Genomic DNA, 243 nt, shown 5'->3' on the forward strand with positions numbered 1-243 from the left:
GCATGTGAGCGCAATGAAGGCGCCAACAAAATTCGACCGTTTTTATCAAGCTGATACTCTGTCGCATTACCTAACAACATACGTTGCATCCGTCGTGCTCTAGGATTCATATTAGATATTTTTGCTAAACGGCTTTCTATTTCTAACCATTCAGCAAGAGGGTATAACCAAAGGCAAGGCTCATTGAGTGCAACGGTGCAAATTACCGTTCCCTGATCTTCAGACAATAGCGTATCTCGGTAC

The 243-nt window shown here is 43.2% G+C and carries 1 protein-coding gene; it reads right to left on the reverse strand.

Going from position 1 to position 243, the window contains the following annotated elements; translation table 11 throughout:
* Positions 1-243: MraZ-related protein (locus tag AAEY68_RS21595; protein ID WP_502935726.1), on the reverse strand; the 243-nt coding region annotated here is incomplete at both ends.

This window comes from Pseudoalteromonas sp. RB2-MNA-CIBAN-0110 (assembly GCF_040309305.1).
In the GTDB taxonomy this organism is placed as follows: Bacteria; Pseudomonadota; Gammaproteobacteria; order Enterobacterales; family Alteromonadaceae; genus Pseudoalteromonas; species Pseudoalteromonas arctica.